The organism is Enterococcus sp. 22-H-5-01 (assembly GCF_050310005.1).
Lineage (GTDB): Bacteria > Bacillota > Bacilli > Lactobacillales > Enterococcaceae > Enterococcus_A > Enterococcus_A hailinensis.
In genome coordinates this window covers 129,732-145,028 of the sequence record NZ_CP189993.1, presented here as the reverse complement: position 1 = coordinate 145,028, position 15,297 = coordinate 129,732, and the positions used below count along the sequence as shown (strand labels likewise).

At 35.1% G+C, this 15,297-nt stretch carries 19 protein-coding genes and 1 pseudogene; 5 read left to right on the top strand and 15 right to left on the bottom strand.

Annotated elements, in window-relative coordinates; translation table 11 throughout:
• Window positions 1-142 precede the first annotated feature (142 nt).
• Both ACQKTA_RS00760 and ACQKTA_RS00755 read left to right on the top strand, forming a co-directional pair.
• Window positions 143-670 carry a PadR family transcriptional regulator gene (locus tag ACQKTA_RS00760; protein ID WP_407854785.1) on the top strand — a complete coding sequence of 176 codons (528 nt, stop codon included), beginning with the start codon at window positions 143-145 and terminating at the stop codon, window positions 668-670.
• A gap of 126 nt (window positions 671-796) precedes the next feature.
• Window positions 797-1,975: pseudogene (locus tag ACQKTA_RS00755) on the top strand (MFS transporter); the annotation flags it as partial.
• Here the strand turns inward: ACQKTA_RS00755 and ACQKTA_RS00750 are convergent.
• The gene (locus tag ACQKTA_RS00750; RefSeq protein WP_427813838.1) at window positions 1,945-3,000 is read right to left on the bottom strand and encodes an adhesive domain-containing protein; all 1,056 of its coding nucleotides are present in this window, start codon (window positions 2,998-3,000) and stop codon (window positions 1,945-1,947) included. The pseudogene ACQKTA_RS00755 and the gene ACQKTA_RS00750 overlap by 31 nt on opposite strands.
• A 371-nt stretch (window positions 3,001-3,371) precedes the next feature.
• Here ACQKTA_RS00750 and ACQKTA_RS00745 point away from each other — a divergent pair, with 371 nt between their 5' ends.
• The 3 genes from ACQKTA_RS00745 to ACQKTA_RS00735 all read left to right on the top strand — a co-directional run bounded on the left by ACQKTA_RS00745 (window position 3,372) and on the right by ACQKTA_RS00735 (window position 5,556).
• Window positions 3,372-3,758, top strand: a complete 387-nt coding sequence (locus ACQKTA_RS00745; protein WP_427813837.1) for an LPXTG cell wall anchor domain-containing protein — start codon at window positions 3,372-3,374, stop codon at window positions 3,756-3,758.
• Window positions 3,742-4,422: a WxL domain-containing protein gene (locus ACQKTA_RS00740; protein ID WP_427813836.1), complete on the top strand. Its 681-nt coding sequence runs from the start codon at window positions 3,742-3,744 to the stop codon at window positions 4,420-4,422. Before ACQKTA_RS00745 ends, ACQKTA_RS00740 begins: the two co-directional genes overlap by 17 nt.
• A gap of 117 nt (window positions 4,423-4,539) precedes the next feature.
• On the top strand, window positions 4,540-5,556 hold the full coding sequence (locus tag ACQKTA_RS00735) for a DUF916 and DUF3324 domain-containing protein (RefSeq protein ID WP_427813835.1): 1,017 nt from the start codon (window positions 4,540-4,542) through the stop codon (window positions 5,554-5,556).
• A 38-nt stretch (window positions 5,557-5,594) separates the two neighbouring features.
• Here the strand turns inward: ACQKTA_RS00735 and ACQKTA_RS00730 are convergent, their stop codons facing one another.
• The 14 genes from ACQKTA_RS00730 to ACQKTA_RS00665 form a co-directional block, all read right to left on the bottom strand.
• Entirely contained in the window at window positions 5,595-5,969 is a 375-nt protein-coding gene (locus ACQKTA_RS00730; protein WP_427813834.1) for a hypothetical protein, read from the bottom strand.
• 131 nt (window positions 5,970-6,100) lie between these two features.
• Window positions 6,101-6,733, bottom strand: a complete 633-nt coding sequence (locus ACQKTA_RS00725) for a hypothetical protein (RefSeq protein WP_427813833.1) — start codon at window positions 6,731-6,733, stop codon at window positions 6,101-6,103.
• 329 nt (window positions 6,734-7,062) lie between these two features.
• Window positions 7,063-8,091 carry an amidohydrolase family protein gene (locus ACQKTA_RS00720; protein ID WP_427813832.1) on the bottom strand — a complete coding sequence of 343 codons (1,029 nt, stop codon included), beginning with the start codon at window positions 8,089-8,091 and terminating at the stop codon, window positions 7,063-7,065.
• A 104-nt stretch (window positions 8,092-8,195) separates the two neighbouring features.
• Complete coding sequence (locus ACQKTA_RS00715; RefSeq protein ID WP_427813831.1) at window positions 8,196-8,732, bottom strand: TetR/AcrR family transcriptional regulator; 537 nt, start codon at window positions 8,730-8,732, stop codon at window positions 8,196-8,198.
• Between the two features lie 144 nt (window positions 8,733-8,876).
• On the bottom strand, window positions 8,877-9,104 hold the full coding sequence (locus tag ACQKTA_RS00710) for a hypothetical protein (protein WP_332580606.1): 228 nt from the start codon (window positions 9,102-9,104) through the stop codon (window positions 8,877-8,879).
• 1 nt (window position 9,105) lies between these two features.
• Window positions 9,106-9,297: a hypothetical protein gene (locus ACQKTA_RS00705; RefSeq protein WP_427813830.1), complete on the bottom strand. Its 192-nt coding sequence runs from the start codon at window positions 9,295-9,297 to the stop codon at window positions 9,106-9,108.
• 41 nt (window positions 9,298-9,338) lie between these two features.
• Complete coding sequence (locus tag ACQKTA_RS00700; RefSeq protein ID WP_427813829.1) at window positions 9,339-9,599, bottom strand: SemiSWEET family transporter; 261 nt, start codon at window positions 9,597-9,599, stop codon at window positions 9,339-9,341.
• Window positions 9,600-10,061: 462 nt separating this feature from the next.
• On the bottom strand, window positions 10,062-10,649 hold the full coding sequence (locus ACQKTA_RS00695) for a hypothetical protein (protein WP_427813828.1): 588 nt from the start codon (window positions 10,647-10,649) through the stop codon (window positions 10,062-10,064).
• 132 nt (window positions 10,650-10,781) lie between these two features.
• Complete coding sequence (locus tag ACQKTA_RS00690; RefSeq protein ID WP_427813827.1) at window positions 10,782-11,432, bottom strand: hypothetical protein; 651 nt, start codon at window positions 11,430-11,432, stop codon at window positions 10,782-10,784.
• Window positions 11,433-11,890: 458 nt separating this feature from the next.
• Window positions 11,891-12,085, bottom strand: coding sequence for a DNA helicase UvrB (locus tag ACQKTA_RS00685; protein WP_427813826.1), 195 nt, complete (start codon window positions 12,083-12,085; stop codon window positions 11,891-11,893).
• 128 nt (window positions 12,086-12,213) lie between these two features.
• Window positions 12,214-12,801 (bottom strand): hypothetical protein, encoded by a 588-nt coding sequence (locus tag ACQKTA_RS00680; protein ID WP_427813825.1) that lies wholly within the window; start codon window positions 12,799-12,801, stop codon window positions 12,214-12,216.
• A gap of 513 nt (window positions 12,802-13,314) precedes the next feature.
• Window positions 13,315-13,509 (bottom strand): cold-shock protein, encoded by a 195-nt coding sequence (locus tag ACQKTA_RS00675; protein WP_427814487.1) that lies wholly within the window; start codon window positions 13,507-13,509, stop codon window positions 13,315-13,317.
• A 623-nt stretch (window positions 13,510-14,132) separates the two neighbouring features.
• On the bottom strand, window positions 14,133-14,432 hold the full coding sequence (locus ACQKTA_RS00670) for a hypothetical protein (RefSeq protein ID WP_427813824.1): 300 nt from the start codon (window positions 14,430-14,432) through the stop codon (window positions 14,133-14,135).
• Window positions 14,433-14,623: 191 nt separating this feature from the next.
• Window positions 14,624-15,070 carry a hypothetical protein gene (locus ACQKTA_RS00665; protein ID WP_427813823.1) on the bottom strand — a complete coding sequence of 149 codons (447 nt, stop codon included), beginning with the start codon at window positions 15,068-15,070 and terminating at the stop codon, window positions 14,624-14,626.
• Between the last annotated feature and the right edge of the window lie 227 nt (window positions 15,071-15,297).

Sequence of the window (15,297 nt, the reverse complement as noted above, 5' to 3'; positions counted from 1 at the left end):
CAAGACAGAAACATCCGGCAAAAGACTGAGCCGATAAATAGTTCTCCCAAAATAAAAACAGTGATACAATAGGTGGGCAGATATTTAGAAAACATACTTTCTTAGCAAGTCTACTTAGTTAAAATCAAGAAAGGATCTTAGAATGAATACGATTAGTTACGTTGTCTTGGCGATGCTGGTTCGTTCGCCGCTGACTGGTTACGAATTAAAACGCTTTTTGAATCTATTTTGGGAAGCGCACCACAGCCAGATTTATCCAACTTTAAAAGAATTACGCAAACAGGAATTGATCGAGATCGTCGATATTCCTGATGGCAAAAGAAAAATCTATGACATCACGCCAGCGGGAAAAAAAATCGTCAAAGAATGGGTCTTCTCTCCTAGCCACGCCCCTTCGCAAAAAGATGAATTTTTAGCCAAAGTCTTTACGATGTCCGCGCTTGATCGCGATACGGCTAAATTTTTAATCATGGAAAGACAACAATACTTTCATGAACAATTAAATGAATACTCTGGTGTCCTAAAAACACTTGATGCGCTATCGGATATTGAACGACGAAAAAATTTCGGCCGCGAATTGATCTTAGAACGGAAAATTCGCTTATGTAAAGAAGAGCTTGAATGGTGCACCTGGGCTGAAGAGAAAATCGAGCAATATTTTGCAGAATAATTAGTTTGAAGTAAGTCTTTTGAGGCTTGCTTCTTTTTTTCTGAAATTTTTATGTAAAAAATTTTATGTAAATATTGACATAAAATAGTTTTATCAGTAGACTATAGAACGGAAAGTGGTGACATAATGGAAAATTTAAATGAAAACTCAGTTACAGAAAAAGAAAATGGCAAGGCCGCTTACGTTGTCGCCTTTGCCTGCATGATCGCCTTTATGGGGATCGGTTTAGTGGATCCAATTTTAAATTCGATCGCTAAATCATTACAAGCAACACCGGCACAAACAACTTTATTATTTACAAGCTATATGATGGTTACTGGTATTGTTATGTTGTTTACTGGTTTTGTGTCAAGTCGTATCGGAACAAAGAAAACGTTGATGTTAGGTCTAGTAATTATTATTTTATTTGCTCTATTTGCTGGTTTATCAAACACGATCAGCGCTTTGATTTATTTCCGCGCAGGCTGGGGTCTTGGAAATGCGTTGTTTATCTCAACTGCTCTTTCAGCGATCGTCAGTGTTTTAGTAGGACAAACAGAAAAATCAATTATGCTTTATGAAGCAGCAATGGGTCTTGGGATGTCAATTGGACCGCTAGTTGGCGGCTCACTTGGTTCAATCTCTTGGCACTTACCTTTTGCAGGCGTGTCCGTTTTGATGTTTATTTCATTCTTATCAATCTTTATCATGTTCAAAGAACCAAAAGGCAAAACAGAAAAAGTTGCGTTCTTCGCTGGAGCGAAAGCGTTGAAAAACCATAAATTGCGTTCTGTTGGATTGATCGCCTTACTTTATAATTTTGGCTTCTTTACACTATTAGCTTACGCACCATTCTTGATGCCGAACTTCTCAGAAATGTAAATCGGTTTGACTTTCTTTGGTTGGGGTATTTTATTAGCGATCTCATCGATCTTCTTAGCAACACGTTTTGAACGTGCGATCGGTACTTTTTATACCTTGATGATCGGCTTTGTCGGTTTTGTGATCTGTCTAGTATTAATGGGGATCAATGCTGATCAACCAACTTTAGTTGCCGCTGCGTTGATCGTTGCTGGTTTCTTCCAAGGGATCATCAATACATTGATGACAACCATCGCAATGGAAATTCCTGGAATCAAACGCAACATCGCATCATCTACTTATAGTTTCGTTCGTTTCTTCGGTGGTTCATTAGCTCCGTTTGTAGCCGGTCTGATCGGCGCCAAATTTGGCGGCAATTATACCTTCTATTTTGCAAGTGCGATGGTCTTCATCGGTATCATTTTAGTAATTGTTCACTCACAATACTTTGATACAAAAGAAGAAATAGAATTCAATTGCCATGATTTGGCGACTGACCTCGTATCATCTATCCGAATCATTCCCGTTTGTAAGCCATTCGTGCTATTTCCATTTACATAAGCAAGCCAATTCTCATCTGCAACAGTTTGAATAGTATGGGTACCAAAATTAAGATTCGCAGGCAACTGACTACCATTTAAAACAACTGATCCTGCTGAAAAATAAATGGCAGTATTATTTCCAAAGCTACTCAATATATCAACTGTGATCGCATCACTTTGAGTAATTCCTCCTCGGATATTTGCCGTATAATCCTGTGCAAGACCTGTTGGACTAGATACTAATGTCGGCATCGTTATATTTGTTGTTCCTAAAATCGAAGCTGCAACTAGGTTTTTGCTAGTCGTAGAAGTTGTATCATTTAGTGCTGAAATCAAAGTATTTATACTTGTTAGCAAGTTAGATATAGTATCTCCAAGAAGTATGATTTTATTCAATTCATTTTTTACATTCTCAAGTCTAGTAATCAACGCTTTAGTTAAAATCGGTAATAATCCTTGACTGATATCTGCAACAAGTAATGTAGATAGAGGTTGTTGAGTTGTTATAGTCATTGTTTGGGTTCCAAAATCTTCATTTTGCAATGCATTAATTGCATTACTAAGGTTGGTCAAAAGAATTCCCGTTACTGATCCAAGTACACTATTTAGACTTGTCAACAACCCTCCGATCGGCAAGTCTGCTTTTAAAATAGTTACTTTTGCTGTTACTGTAGTTTGGGGATTTGAGGGTAATGTCACTTTTCCTGATAGCTCGGCGGGTATTGAAATATACGCATATTTTGTTCCCGTTTTTATTAATCCTACTCCAGTAGTACTTCCATCAATCGTAAAAGTTACAGGCTGTTTATCGACATTCAAATATGGAGCTGTCTGGGTCGTGTTACTGTTATTTTTAACATCTGTCTTAGCAAATAGATCAACAGAAACAGCACTAACGATACTATTTGTGGTAGCCAATGAAAGGACTATTGCAACTAGAATAATCATAATATTTCGTATAAAAAATCTCCACTTTATACTCATTTCATCTCCTCATTTCTCCCATGTGACAAACTCTGTCATTTTTTTCTAAAAAAAATAAATAACTGATTCCATTACTTTTCTATTGTTTTTATCTTGTATTTCATTTATCAAACAACACTTATCCATTATATATAGGAGCATTCCTTATAATCATTAAACATGGTGATTAATAAAATGAGAATTTTTATGCTTGAGTGTAAAGACACATGAGCATCTTTCTATTAAATTTTTCTTACAGGAAATATACTCTAGCCATACAGTTACAACCCTTTTCTGCGCAGGAAAGAAATTTCATTTGTTCCTCCATACTTCATTAAGACGGAAGGATGAGACACTTGAAAAAGAAAATGTTTATTTTAGTTATCGTATTATCACTCTTTAGTGTCTTTGTTATTCCAAATGAAGCAGCCGTTACAAATGGAAATGTCCAATATTACTATGAAGACAGTTCTGATAGGAGTGAATCTTCTTCGAGCAATAACAGCTCAAGTTCTAACGGAACAACTGAAAAAAATTCAGTCGATTTAGAACAAAAAAATAGGACACCTGTTTCAGCAAAAACTGATCATTCTATTAAAAAAACAGGTATCTTAAGGTATCTGCAAACAAATGATCAAAAGAATATTATTTTGACACTTATTGGGTTTTTAATTATTGTGATCGTTCTATTGCAATGGCAGATCGTTAAAAATAGGAGGAATAAAAATGAAAAATCAAGCTAAATTACTAATCGCTGGTTTGTTTATTGGAGGAATATTTGCAATCTCAACTACCGCACACTCAGCAGAGACTACAACGGGAAATGTGCAGTATTCTGCTGGAAGTCTGCTGCTTGATCCACAAATCCAAGATGACCAAGGTGTTTTACAGCCTTCTTTACCTACTAACCTAAATTTTGGTAGTCATCCAATTCAATCTTTGAAAGATGAGACTTGGATAGCTACTAATGACGGCACTCAAGATGCAGCTAATGCAACTACAGGAGTAATTCGTGTTAGAGATAACCGAGGCACAAATGCCGGTTGGTTTCTTAAAGTAAGACAAGCGAAGCAATTTACTGAGTATTGTGAGGACAATTCGACAAATAATCTCTCAACATTAACAGGTGCTAAATTATCATTTTCTGTTGGTAATGGTACAAATAATATAAATTCAGGTTTTAAGGGAACTAATCTTAATAGTTTCGAGTTTGAAGACCAAGAGACTGACATTATTGTTTTAGCAGCAGATGCCGGTCAGGGGGCCGGTGAAACTAGTTTACCGATCACTAAATTTGAATTAACAGTTCCAGCTGAAGCAAATAGACAAAACGTTCGATATGTGTCTACTTTAAACTGGACACTTTCTGATACGCCAACTTCTAATTCTACGGGTAATCCAGTTTAACCTTTTCTGTTATAGCATATAACATGCAAGCGCTTATCTGTTGTGGTACGCTTAATGGAGAAGGACTGAGAGAGATCTCTCCTGCAATGCGAAAATACAGATAAAGGAGATAGCCTTATGCGTAAGAACCGTTTAAGAACAACAATTCGGGGACTCTTCCTCGTGTTCGCTTTTTCTTTCTTTCCAACGCTTGTTCATGGTGATTCATTGGATAGTTTTGATGCGGTGATCCACCCATCTGACCATCAAATAAATCAAGAACAATCCTATTTCAATCTAAAGTATCAGCCAGATGAATCAGAACGACTGACAGTTACTTTGACTAACCGGACGGATCAAACGATCAAATTGAAGACCTCTTTCAATCGGACGATCACCAATAGTTTAGGTGTAATCGAATATTCTGGTACCAATAAAGACGATAGCAACTTTGGGTTGAATATTACCGATTACGTCAAACTGAATACAGATTTAGTCGAACTTGCTGGTAATGAATCAAAAGACATCTACTTAGACGTGAAGATGCCGGCTAAAGCATTCGACGGTGTACTAGCTGGCGGCTTATATATCGAAGAAGTTTCGGAAGGAAAAATCGAAGGTAATATCCGAAATGTTTTTTCACGTGAGATCGCAGTCTTATTAAGAAATAGTACCGACAAAGTCACACCTGATTTGAAGATCACAAAAGCAGAAGCATCACAGGTAAATGGGCGAAATGCCATTATTACAACGATCGATAATGAAAAAGCTACTTATGTTTCAGATGTTACGATCGATTATCAAGTCGTCAAAGATGACAAAACAATCGTCAAAAATAAAAAAGAAAAGCTGGCGATCGCTCCTAGTTCACGTTTTCCATATATGATTTCGATGGACGAAAATGAGTTCTCCGCTGGCAAATATACGGTCAAGATGGCGATCACTTCTGGCGATCAAAAATGGACAGGCAGCCCAAGTTTTACGATCAATCAAAAGAAAGCAACGGACTATAGTGACAAGGATGTCACGATTGAAAAGAGAGAGACAAACCCTTGGTTATTGATCGGCGGTATCATCATTGTTCTTCTAATTGCGATCGTTGTTTTCATGTATATGCGCTATCGGAAATTGAAGAAAAAATTGAATGAAAAATAAACCGAAAAAGTAGATTCTAGTCTCTAGGATCTGCTTTTTTAGCTTGTGTTCCAATAAATTCCTTGTTTGGCAAACAAATACCTTTTGATCTGCGCGACGATTTCTATTGCTCTTACCTGCTTGATCACTCCTATTTCCTGCACTTGTCTCAGCTCTTGTTCCGGCACCTCGGTGATCAACTCTGGTTCTTCATCCCTCAGATCAAAAATCGGTGTCTCGATCGTTTGGACCAATGTTGCTGAAAGGACTTTATCGAATAATCGCTCGCCGTTCTTTTCAAATAAGCCCAGCGTCGTCATTTGCTCTAACAATCGTTGGTATTCGTTGGCCGGTTTTGTTGGATCAACGTTTTTGAACTGCCATTTATGAATTTTTCCTGCACTAGTTTGAAACAATACCATTAAACAAAACATCGAACGGCCTCCTTTTTTATCCATTGACTGCTGGTCACTTATACTAACGATCAAGCAAAAGAAAATGTTCAATCGACTTGCTAGATGGATACAAAAAAGGTGCGGCAACTTATGCCTACACCTTTTATCGATTATTCCTGAACGACTTCGCAAGGAATTGATTCAGTTAGATATTCTGGTTCTTGTGAAAATAAACTTGGTATTTTACCTTCGATGATGGCTTGGCGATCTTTTAATTCAGTGATCTTAGCAGTGATCAGCGTGACGATTTGCGTCAATGTCTCGACTGTATCGACTTCACGTTCTATGATCGCGCGACAAAGCAGATTGATTTTATGTGTTTGCTCAAATAATTCTAAATACCGTTCTCTATATTTGTCTTCAACTCGCATCGATTGCCAATCCGTTTGATGATAATGGGAACCAAATAAAGAAAAATCTAGCCGATAGACTGCCAAGATAAATAATTCTCGGACCCGCGGACTTTCCTTTAGTAATCTCCCTAGTTCTGTCGATCCGCTCGTGATCTCATTTCCTAATTCTGTTAAGATCATGTAATTTTGATCGTATTCATTTTTTAGTTTATCGAATAATAATTGAGTCTGTTTGATTTCTTTACGTCGTTCTTGATAACGTAAAAATTGAAAGACCAATAATGCGGACAAAACCGAAAAGAAACATCCGAAAAAGGCTGTCGATGCATTCACATATGTTTTGATGATATCAATGTGGTCACTAAAAAATTGACGATTGAAATAAATCAAAAAAATACTGACGAACGCAAAAATTTCTCCGATAATAAAATAGCCACCGCTACGACTGCTAGTTTTTGTTTTTCTGTACTCATACTCACCTATCCATTCGCTTTGAATGCTCTCCTTTATTTGAATTCATGACAGCTGCTTTACACAAATACTTTTTTACACTTTAAATTAACATTAAAAATTATTTATAAATCAATTTATGTTCAATAACATTTATTATTGTATCATTTATTCAAGTTTTAATAAAGACTCTCTAAACATTTTGGGTATTATTTGCCAAAAAAAAAATAAAAAACCACGATCAGAACAAACTAATCGTGGTCTATAACTTATTTTAATTTCAATAGTTTTTCGATATTGCCGTGAGCAATTTTTTCTTTATCTTCTTCTGGGATCGGCGTATTCATCAGAAACGTTTTTGCATCCCCTTTAACATAAGGATAGTCTTGCGCCCAGATCACGTGATCGGCGCCCATTTCGGCTAAAACCAATTGCATTTGCGGCCAAGTGTACATTCCACTTGGTGTAATCCACACATTCTTTTTATAATAATAAGAAACCGGATGTTCCAATGGATTTCCAACAACTGGTGAGACAGCCTCGTCCAAACGTTCTAAGAAATAAGGAACAAATTCACCCCAGTGTCCAGAGATCAATTTCAAATTCGGTAATTTATCAAATAATCCCGCTAAAATCAAACGAACCACATGGTAGCCAGCTTCCATATGCCAACCCCAGCCAGGCGTAGCCATGATCGCATTGAAGCCGATTGGTGCCATATTACTATAGTATTCTTTCCGAATCGTTTCACTTGGCATCGATGGATGAATTGATAGCGGCACATCCAAAGCTGCAGCCATTTCAAAAATTGGGAAGTAACGTTCTTCATCAAGAAAATGTCCTTGAGATGTCCCCAATAATAATGCCCCACTTAGTCCAAGTTCGGTTACGCTGCGTTTCAATTCTTGGGCGGCCGCTTCTGGATCAGAAACAGGCAATGTCGCAAAACCTAAGAAACGATCTGGATGTGCTTTGACAGCCGCAGCAATGTCATTATTGATCTGTTTCGTTAAAGGAATCGATTGTGCTGGCGGTAATAAGTCCGGATTCGTATTCGCATCGCCATACGATAAAACTTGGACGTCGATCCCATTTTGGTCCATATATTGAATTCGTTTTTCACTTAAATCTTGCATTTCCGCCGGATTCGTCGCATACGCTACTAACCCTTCTTCAAATGAACGACCAAATTCCTGTAATGCTTTTGGGTCTTCGATCGGTTGTTTTTGTAAGTATTCCATGATCGCTTGGTTCGCATAAGCGGTACTCATATGTTCTTCGATTGCGATTAATTTCATGCTTGTCACTCCAGTCTATGTTTTACTCTCGGTTAAGAGCTTGACTAAAGTATACGGCCGATTCTAACTAAGTTATGGACAGCTTTTAGACATTTGTCACATAACTAAAAAATTTTATTCATTTGATTCGTCAGATCCAATAATAGCTCCGTCGCCTGCTCATCATTCCAACGCTTTTCTAATACATAACTCCGTAAAAACATATAAATAGCGGCCGCGTAGACATTGCAGATCTGTTCGATATCGATCAGGTGAATCCCATTTTGCTCCGCGATTTTTTGATTAAAACGCGCCAATCGTTCAATAAATTCATACCGTAGATCCGACCATTCCAATAATTGAAACACTGCTTCCCGCTCATTCCAAATTTTCAATAATTGATTGACCATTTTACGGGCTGTTAGATTTTGCCGATGAAAATCTTTTAAAAATTCCGCTAAATGACGATCAATGACTTGGATGATCACTTGTTTTGGCGAATCATAGTGCCGATAAAATGTTTGATGAGATATGCCTGCCACCTCAGCAAGTCTTCGTACATTGACCGTTTCAAAGTCTACTTTTTGCTGACACAGTACGAGTAAAGCTTGATAGATTTTCTCTTCCGTTCGTTTGAATCGTACATCACCCATCATTTTCATTACTGCTCCTTTTTTAACTCTCTTCTACTGCTCTTTATTCTATTAAAACACCCATAAATACCTGCGTCAATTTCCTCTGAAATACAAAAAAGCTAAAGATCTAGATGTAGATCCTCAGCCTTTGTTCACTATTCGAGTAATCAGTTACTCGATCACTTCTTTTACTTTAAATTCTTTGGTCCTATCTGACGGTGCTTCTTGATCATTGACCTCGAATAAAATGTGGTCGCCATTTGTTTCATCTTCCACGATGACCAATTTACCTAAAGGACCACGATTGTCTTTGACGATCTGCGCCTCTTTGATCAATTCTTTCGGGTCACGTTTTGCTGCAATCGCATTTCCTAGATTAAAGAATACTGTTTCTTCCATCCTATTCATCTCCCTTGTCATGCTTGCGTTTGAATAATGGTTCATCCTTACCACTATAATAATCCTTATTGAACTCATCGTCGATATGCATGCCTAGCGCCGTACCGAACCAAGCACCAAATCCTAAAATCCCCATCACGATCGAAAATGGAATATAAAAAAGTTTTCTCTGATACCATTTTTCCTTTTTCATCTTCCTCACTCCTTTTTAATAAAAAGTGCATTGACAATTAATCAAATCGCAGTCAAAAAAGTAATGATTCCAAAAATGATACCTGGAAAATTCGCAGTCGCCAAAGGAATATCTCGCGGCTTCTTCCCTAGCCCATAGACCACCCACAACGTACAGTTGATCGCTGCGACCAACGGCTGAATCGGATTCCCCTTAGAGCCAGCCAAATTATCCATGATTTGAGGAATATAGGAAACATACATCATGATCGACATGGTCGTTGCCGCCCAACTCAGATACTTTATGAATCTACTATTTTCCATTTACTTATTCCCCCTTCATTACATAGGATAAGTAATCGAACAAAATAACTATCCTATATAACTATTATAACAAAAATGAATAAACTAAATGTATTTCATATACAAAAACTATGAAACAATAGAATTAATATTGCTGAATAAAATAAAAAAGCTAGCACCTATACTAAATAAGGTACTAACTTTAAAAATATTTATCCCACTGACCCTTCCATTTAAGATAAGGGTATTTCATAGTTTAGAGTAGATACGTTTATCATTGCTATTAAAGCATTTTTACACTAATAGCATATTGATGAAAACACATAGTTTCACTTACACTCACAGACCTTTTCACAGACCACCAACGCCAATTACATTGAAATAGAAAATACTATCAATTGCATAGGATTATCAATAAATATCGTTTTTTCTACTAAATGGTATTTAATATAGCATTCAAATTTATAATCTAACATGGGGCTTTTAGTTGTCATTTCTTATATACTCTAATGTCATTTTATTTGTAGGTTCAGTTCTTTTTGTCCAAAGTAAAGAAAATAAATTAGATTCAGGAACAATAAGATCTATTTCATTTTTTTTAATTATTTTTCTATGAACGTATTCCTCTAAAAGATATAAACTAGCCAAAGCATTTAATACATTTTCTAAATTTGCTTGTTTATAATTTATAGATCTTCCGTGTTTGACTTCATTGTATCTTCTCCACCAATAGGGTGTTACCTCAGGCCATTTTTCACCTAATGGTTGCAACATTATGGTTTTTGCAAAATTAATTACTCTTACTCTATTGTCTAATTCCATTAATTTTTCTGATTTAATCTTAGATTTATAATGATGCATTTTTTTAGGGCTATTACTTTCAAAGTCGCAAAGTTCTTTAAATAAAATTTCACATTCTGAACCAATTGCTAATAGTAATTTTTGATATTCTATAGAAAAAGTTTTGAAGTTGGCAATATCTAACGTTACAAATTCCGTAGTATTACTAAAATCATGTTCCAAATGTAAATAATATTGCCAATAAAAATTTAAATATTGTTTTTTATCCATAAAAATCACCTCATTTGTTATTGCATCAAAACTACTACCATAGAGCTGGTGATACATCATATCTCGTCTTATATTGACAAAGTTGCTACTACTAGTTTAAATATAAAAAAACTCTCATTAAGTTCGAGAGGTTTATTCCCAACTGTTTTTAAAAACATTAGTCAACCTAAAACTTAGAAATTTTTCTAAAATGCTACAAATATACTTCTTCTCTTTATTTGAAAGATACCAGGTTAGAAAAACTACTCCTGAAAAGATCAATAATGTAGTTATAGTTAATATATTTCCGTGATTTTGAATATGACTAGCAATAAATGTTAAGATTACACCAACAGCCAATAGAATTATGCTCGATAATCCTATTGGATCTTTGTAAAATTTTATTCTTGTATATGCGTATAAGGCTTCTTTTTCTTCTAAACTACTAATATTTTTATATACATTATCATATAAGCTTAGATTATCTAATTTCATCTTGCTATCAGACTCTAATATAGAGAAAATTAATTCTTCTGGAAAACCATAACTACGATTTCTCCACCCTGTAATTTGTTTAATACGCTTGTTAAACTTTCTTACTCTTACCGTGTACACTGCATACAAAAGAATATATGATGACAATAAAAAAATAATATACACCAAAATAGTAAAGAAATTAATGATTTTACTATCAAATACTTTATTGGCCATTGAAAATATTAGTGTATAAGTTAATGTTATGAAAAAAATTACCATGGTTCTAAAAAATAATTTATCTTTCCTTATACTTTCAAAATCTTTCATGGCCTCTTTACTTAAACTCTTTAAAAAATTTACCAAAATACCTCGACCTTTCACTTACTTGATTGACTCAAATTAGTATACCAAAATACACTTTAAAAAGCAGACAACCCTAACTGCAAATTTTCATAAGATGTTTTAGCAGTATAGTTCGTTAAATAATGGACCATCTTCGCCTATTGCTAAGTTCTGTCTTACTTGCTAAAATAATATCAATCAATGTATTCTATATAGCTTAGACCTCTGCGGAAACAGGGGTCTATTTTGTTGTGGTCAATTGGATTGACTAGAAAATACCTAGTAATCGTGTTTATATGGTCAAACAAAATCTATATTTGTCGACTTCTTTTGGGTCTATACTAATTTTTTTACCAATTTGGTATATAGTAATTTCCTCATATACCATCAGCTCAAAACAAGTATAATAAAAAAAGTCCATTAAATAATGGGCTTTCTTACTCTTATTTCTTTTCTTTATCAGTTATTCTCTTATCTTGCTTCAAAGTACCGCCATAAAAGGCTATTACTACCGCACACTCAGCAATTATAAATTCCCCTGCAGACCAATGGAAAAAGATTGTCATCCCCAAAATGATTATTATAGCTATGGCAAGTATGGCATCTTTTGTTCCAAAATCTATCCAGAATGTTGGCATTATGTTTTCCTTCTCTCTAAATTTTTTCAGTATAATTATATCAAAAATACTCTCCTAGTGCTTACCAAATCATGCAACATTTTTTTCTTAATCTCTCTAATCTACTGAATAATTAATATTATTCACTACTACACCCTCACATCTAAATAAAAGCTACTTGTTTCAGGTTCTTCTTTGGTTAGATTGAATCCTATCGCCAAACCTCTGCCTTCTTCGCTCTCATTTGTAAATACTTTTGCTTGTGACTTATCCTGAGTGAAAATAATCTCTTCTTTAACTTGGTCAAACATACCAATCTCATACCGCTTTAAGTACAGACTATTCATTCGTAACACATAGCTTGGTAGTTCTTGCCTAACGCTAGCTTCTATTTCATCAGCGTATTGCTTTAACTCCATTCTAAGACGGTTCTCCGCACGAATACGAGCTTCTCGATACTCTTTTATATTAATACCCCTACGATCAGCCAGTATGCTATCTGTAATTGGCAATCGCCCCATGTAACCATCATGCTCAGGCACATATTGTGTCTTATGTTCGCCTTTTAGATACTTCTCTGCTAACAGTGACACATCTTCTTTATCTAATGCAGCTAACGTTTTAAAGAATACTTTAGCCAAGTTCTTTTCTCGCTCAGTTAGTTCATTCCGATACTCCATAAATCCCGCCCATAAGGTTAAATAATACTTAGGCCTTATTGATACTCGAAAAGTCATTACAACACCTCCGCTAGTAACTCAATATCGAGAAACAAATCGTCTTTTAATTCAATGAGTTCTTCTAGTGTCTCATAACCATATCTAAATGCTACTGCGGTTTCTATTTCTCTGATTTCATCTAACGCACGATCGTTCAGACTTCTATTGCCTAGTCCTTGTATAAGGCTCTCACGTTCGGTTACAGACAGACTTGCTAAGAACTGATTGAAAACTTCTGACGAAAACACCAGCGTATTATACGCCTATAAATTAGCCTACAAGCCTCCTCTAAACAATCAGATACAAGAGAATCAATTCTAGGCGCTTGTACATGGATAGAAAGTTCATCATAAGCTAAATGAGTTGCCGATGTTCGCTGATACAACTCTTTTTGAATGTGTCGCTTTCTTTGCTCCAAACGTTCAAGGTAATTAGATATGTTCAGGTAACGTTCTAAGTTATACTCGCTATCCATGTAAAGCCTCCTTATCTAAATAAAAGGTAGCGGAAAAATCCACTACCTCTTTTTGTCTATTCCACAATGACATTCGTGGCGATTTCACCTTTATTGTTTTCGCCGATTGTATAGCTCACCGTTTGACCTTCTTCTAACTGTTTCTGGTCAATAAGACCTGAAGAATGAACAAAGTAATCTTGTCCGCTTTCGTCTGCAATAAATCCATATCCTTTTTGGCTATCAAACCATTTCACTGTCCCTTTTTGCATCATCAATTCCCTCTTTCTATTTATTTTCCAGTTGTTCGAAGAAATCATTGGATATGACCCATAAATAAATCTAATCACAGACCTTTTCACAGACCCCGCTTAAAATTGGACAAAACAAAAAAGCTAGAAGCCTTATACATCAAGGTTTCTAGCTCATGTTATAGGGTTACCCCACACTGCCTTCCATATAGGAAACGGCTTCTCAACCAGTGTCATTAACTATCAAACCAAGTTTTTAAGAGTTCTTATAGTAGTTTAGAGACTCAATATTTATCATTGATTGTCAAATTAAGATGGTCAAAATCTGGTCAATTTTGTATATGTTATTGGGAGCAATTTAAAAAGCTGTTTTGTTAAAAAATTCAGCTTTTTTATTCGCAATTTTCTTCAATAAAATCAGTTACATTTTTCTTGGTATTTTCAATGTTTATTTATAATAGTAACCATTACCTGAACAAAAATGTAACATGCTCTTCTCAAGCTTTCAGAAGTCTCATATCATTGTCAGGCAGAAATGTTTTCCCAATTTATACATAAGTATTTATATATTTGCCAATTTAAGGCATATTATTGAAACAAAGAAGAGAAACATTAAAGCCTCTCTCCTCACAATTAAATTTCGTTTAAATTGCATTTGTAGATATCATAGAAGCCAACACACTTAAACTTCTAAATTCTCTATTAGTATTAGAAGCAAGTATAAAACTTGGAAAGTCTGGGTCATACACATACAGAGCTAAATTTTCTATATCTATCTTATGAGTCTGACACATAGTGTTTATATATAGACTATCAGGATTTGTCCTTATATATTTTCCCAACATTTCAACATATTCAAAAAGTTGTTCTTTAGATAGTCCACGTATAGAATTACTAAAAAAAGCTTGTGGTAGATAAATAGTCGCTTTAACATTTTCAAACACAACTTGTATAGAAGCAGATGATTGTTCTTTGTTAAGAACTACATTTTTAATTAAGCCAACAGTCGACAGATTCTTATTGGAATCTCTCTCTGATATTTGGTGAAGAAGAACCGATATAAACGCTGGTTCTCTTGTTTTTGTACCATTTTGATCTAATTCTTCTTTACTTACTATACTATTGGGATCATACTTTATTCTAACCCCTGTCTTGACATCTTTGGAGTTAGGATCATCTGAATCCTTTTTAGACCTAGTAGTCTTTTCTTATCTGACTTGGCTACTTTTTTTTCCTCTGGAGGATTTAAAAAATCTCTTAGCTTTTTACCCATGTTTTTATTTCTACGAGAAATACCATCATCTGATATATTTCCATTAATCTCAATATATACAGTTTCAGGTACAACCCTAATTGAGTCATCAGCATAATTACACTCTTCATTATGTTCAAAACCTTGTGGTTTTTTCAAGTAACCGCCTTCACGAGTTCTAACATAAATTAATTTCGCATCACAATTTTCATCTGGACAAAACAAGTGGTTCACGAAATCATCATAATTATTTTGATGCGGAATCCTTTTGACTTCGATAAATCTAGATTCACCATCCTTTGAATACAAAGCTTGACTAAATTTTACCATTACATCATTCCCTATCTATAATATTTTATAGAAAAGGTCGAAATTAATTCTAGTTTTGGATACTCTAAGCAAAAAAGCTTTACATTTTCAAAAACATTTGATAAAATTCTAAGAGTTAACATTTTAGTTAGGTAATTGATTTTTGTGTTGTGTCTGCAACTAGTTTAACTAATATCAACCACGGGGATAGACTGCAATCTATGCCCTTTTTTTCTATTACTTGATAA

Bases quoted from the DNA above. Each gene is read 5' to 3' on its own strand.
- ACQKTA_RS00680 (WP_427813825.1), bottom strand. From the start codon at position 12,801: ATGACTTTTCGAGTATCAATAAGGCCTAAGTATTATTTAACCTTATGG.
- ACQKTA_RS00690 (WP_427813827.1), bottom strand. From the start codon at position 11,432: ATGAAAGATTTTGAAAGTATAAGGAAAGATAAATTATTTTTTAGAACC.
- ACQKTA_RS00685 (WP_427813826.1), bottom strand. From the start codon at position 12,085: ATGCCAACATTCTGGATAGATTTTGGAACAAAAGATGCCATACTTGCC.
- ACQKTA_RS00695 (WP_427813828.1), bottom strand. From the start codon at position 10,649: ATGGATAAAAAACAATATTTAAATTTTTATTGGCAATATTATTTACAT.
- ACQKTA_RS00715 (WP_427813831.1), bottom strand. From the start codon at position 8,732: ATGAAAATGATGGGTGATGTACGATTCAAACGAACGGAAGAGAAAATC.
- ACQKTA_RS00720 (WP_427813832.1), bottom strand. From the start codon at position 8,091: ATGAAATTAATCGCAATCGAAGAACATATGAGTACCGCTTATGCGAAC.
- ACQKTA_RS00730 (WP_427813834.1), bottom strand. From the start codon at position 5,969: ATGTTTTGTTTAATGGTATTGTTTCAAACTAGTGCAGGAAAAATTCAT.
- ACQKTA_RS00705 (WP_427813830.1), bottom strand. From the start codon at position 9,297: ATGAAAAAGGAAAAATGGTATCAGAGAAAACTTTTTTATATTCCATTT.
- ACQKTA_RS00675 (WP_427814487.1), bottom strand. From the start codon at position 13,509: ATGCAAAAAGGGACAGTGAAATGGTTTGATAGCCAAAAAGGATATGGA.
- ACQKTA_RS00700 (WP_427813829.1), bottom strand. From the start codon at position 9,599: ATGGAAAATAGTAGATTCATAAAGTATCTGAGTTGGGCGGCAACGACC.
- ACQKTA_RS00740 (WP_427813836.1), top strand. From the start codon at position 3,742: ATGAAAAATCAAGCTAAATTACTAATCGCTGGTTTGTTTATTGGAGGA.
- ACQKTA_RS00735 (WP_427813835.1), top strand. From the start codon at position 4,540: ATGCGTAAGAACCGTTTAAGAACAACAATTCGGGGACTCTTCCTCGTG.
- ACQKTA_RS00710 (WP_332580606.1), bottom strand. From the start codon at position 9,104: ATGGAAGAAACAGTATTCTTTAATCTAGGAAATGCGATTGCAGCAAAA.
- ACQKTA_RS00760 (WP_407854785.1), top strand. From the start codon at position 143: ATGAATACGATTAGTTACGTTGTCTTGGCGATGCTGGTTCGTTCGCCG.
- ACQKTA_RS00665 (WP_427813823.1), bottom strand. From the start codon at position 15,070: ATGGTAAAATTTAGTCAAGCTTTGTATTCAAAGGATGGTGAATCTAGA.
- ACQKTA_RS00750 (WP_427813838.1), bottom strand. From the start codon at position 3,000: ATGATTATTCTAGTTGCAATAGTCCTTTCATTGGCTACCACAAATAGT.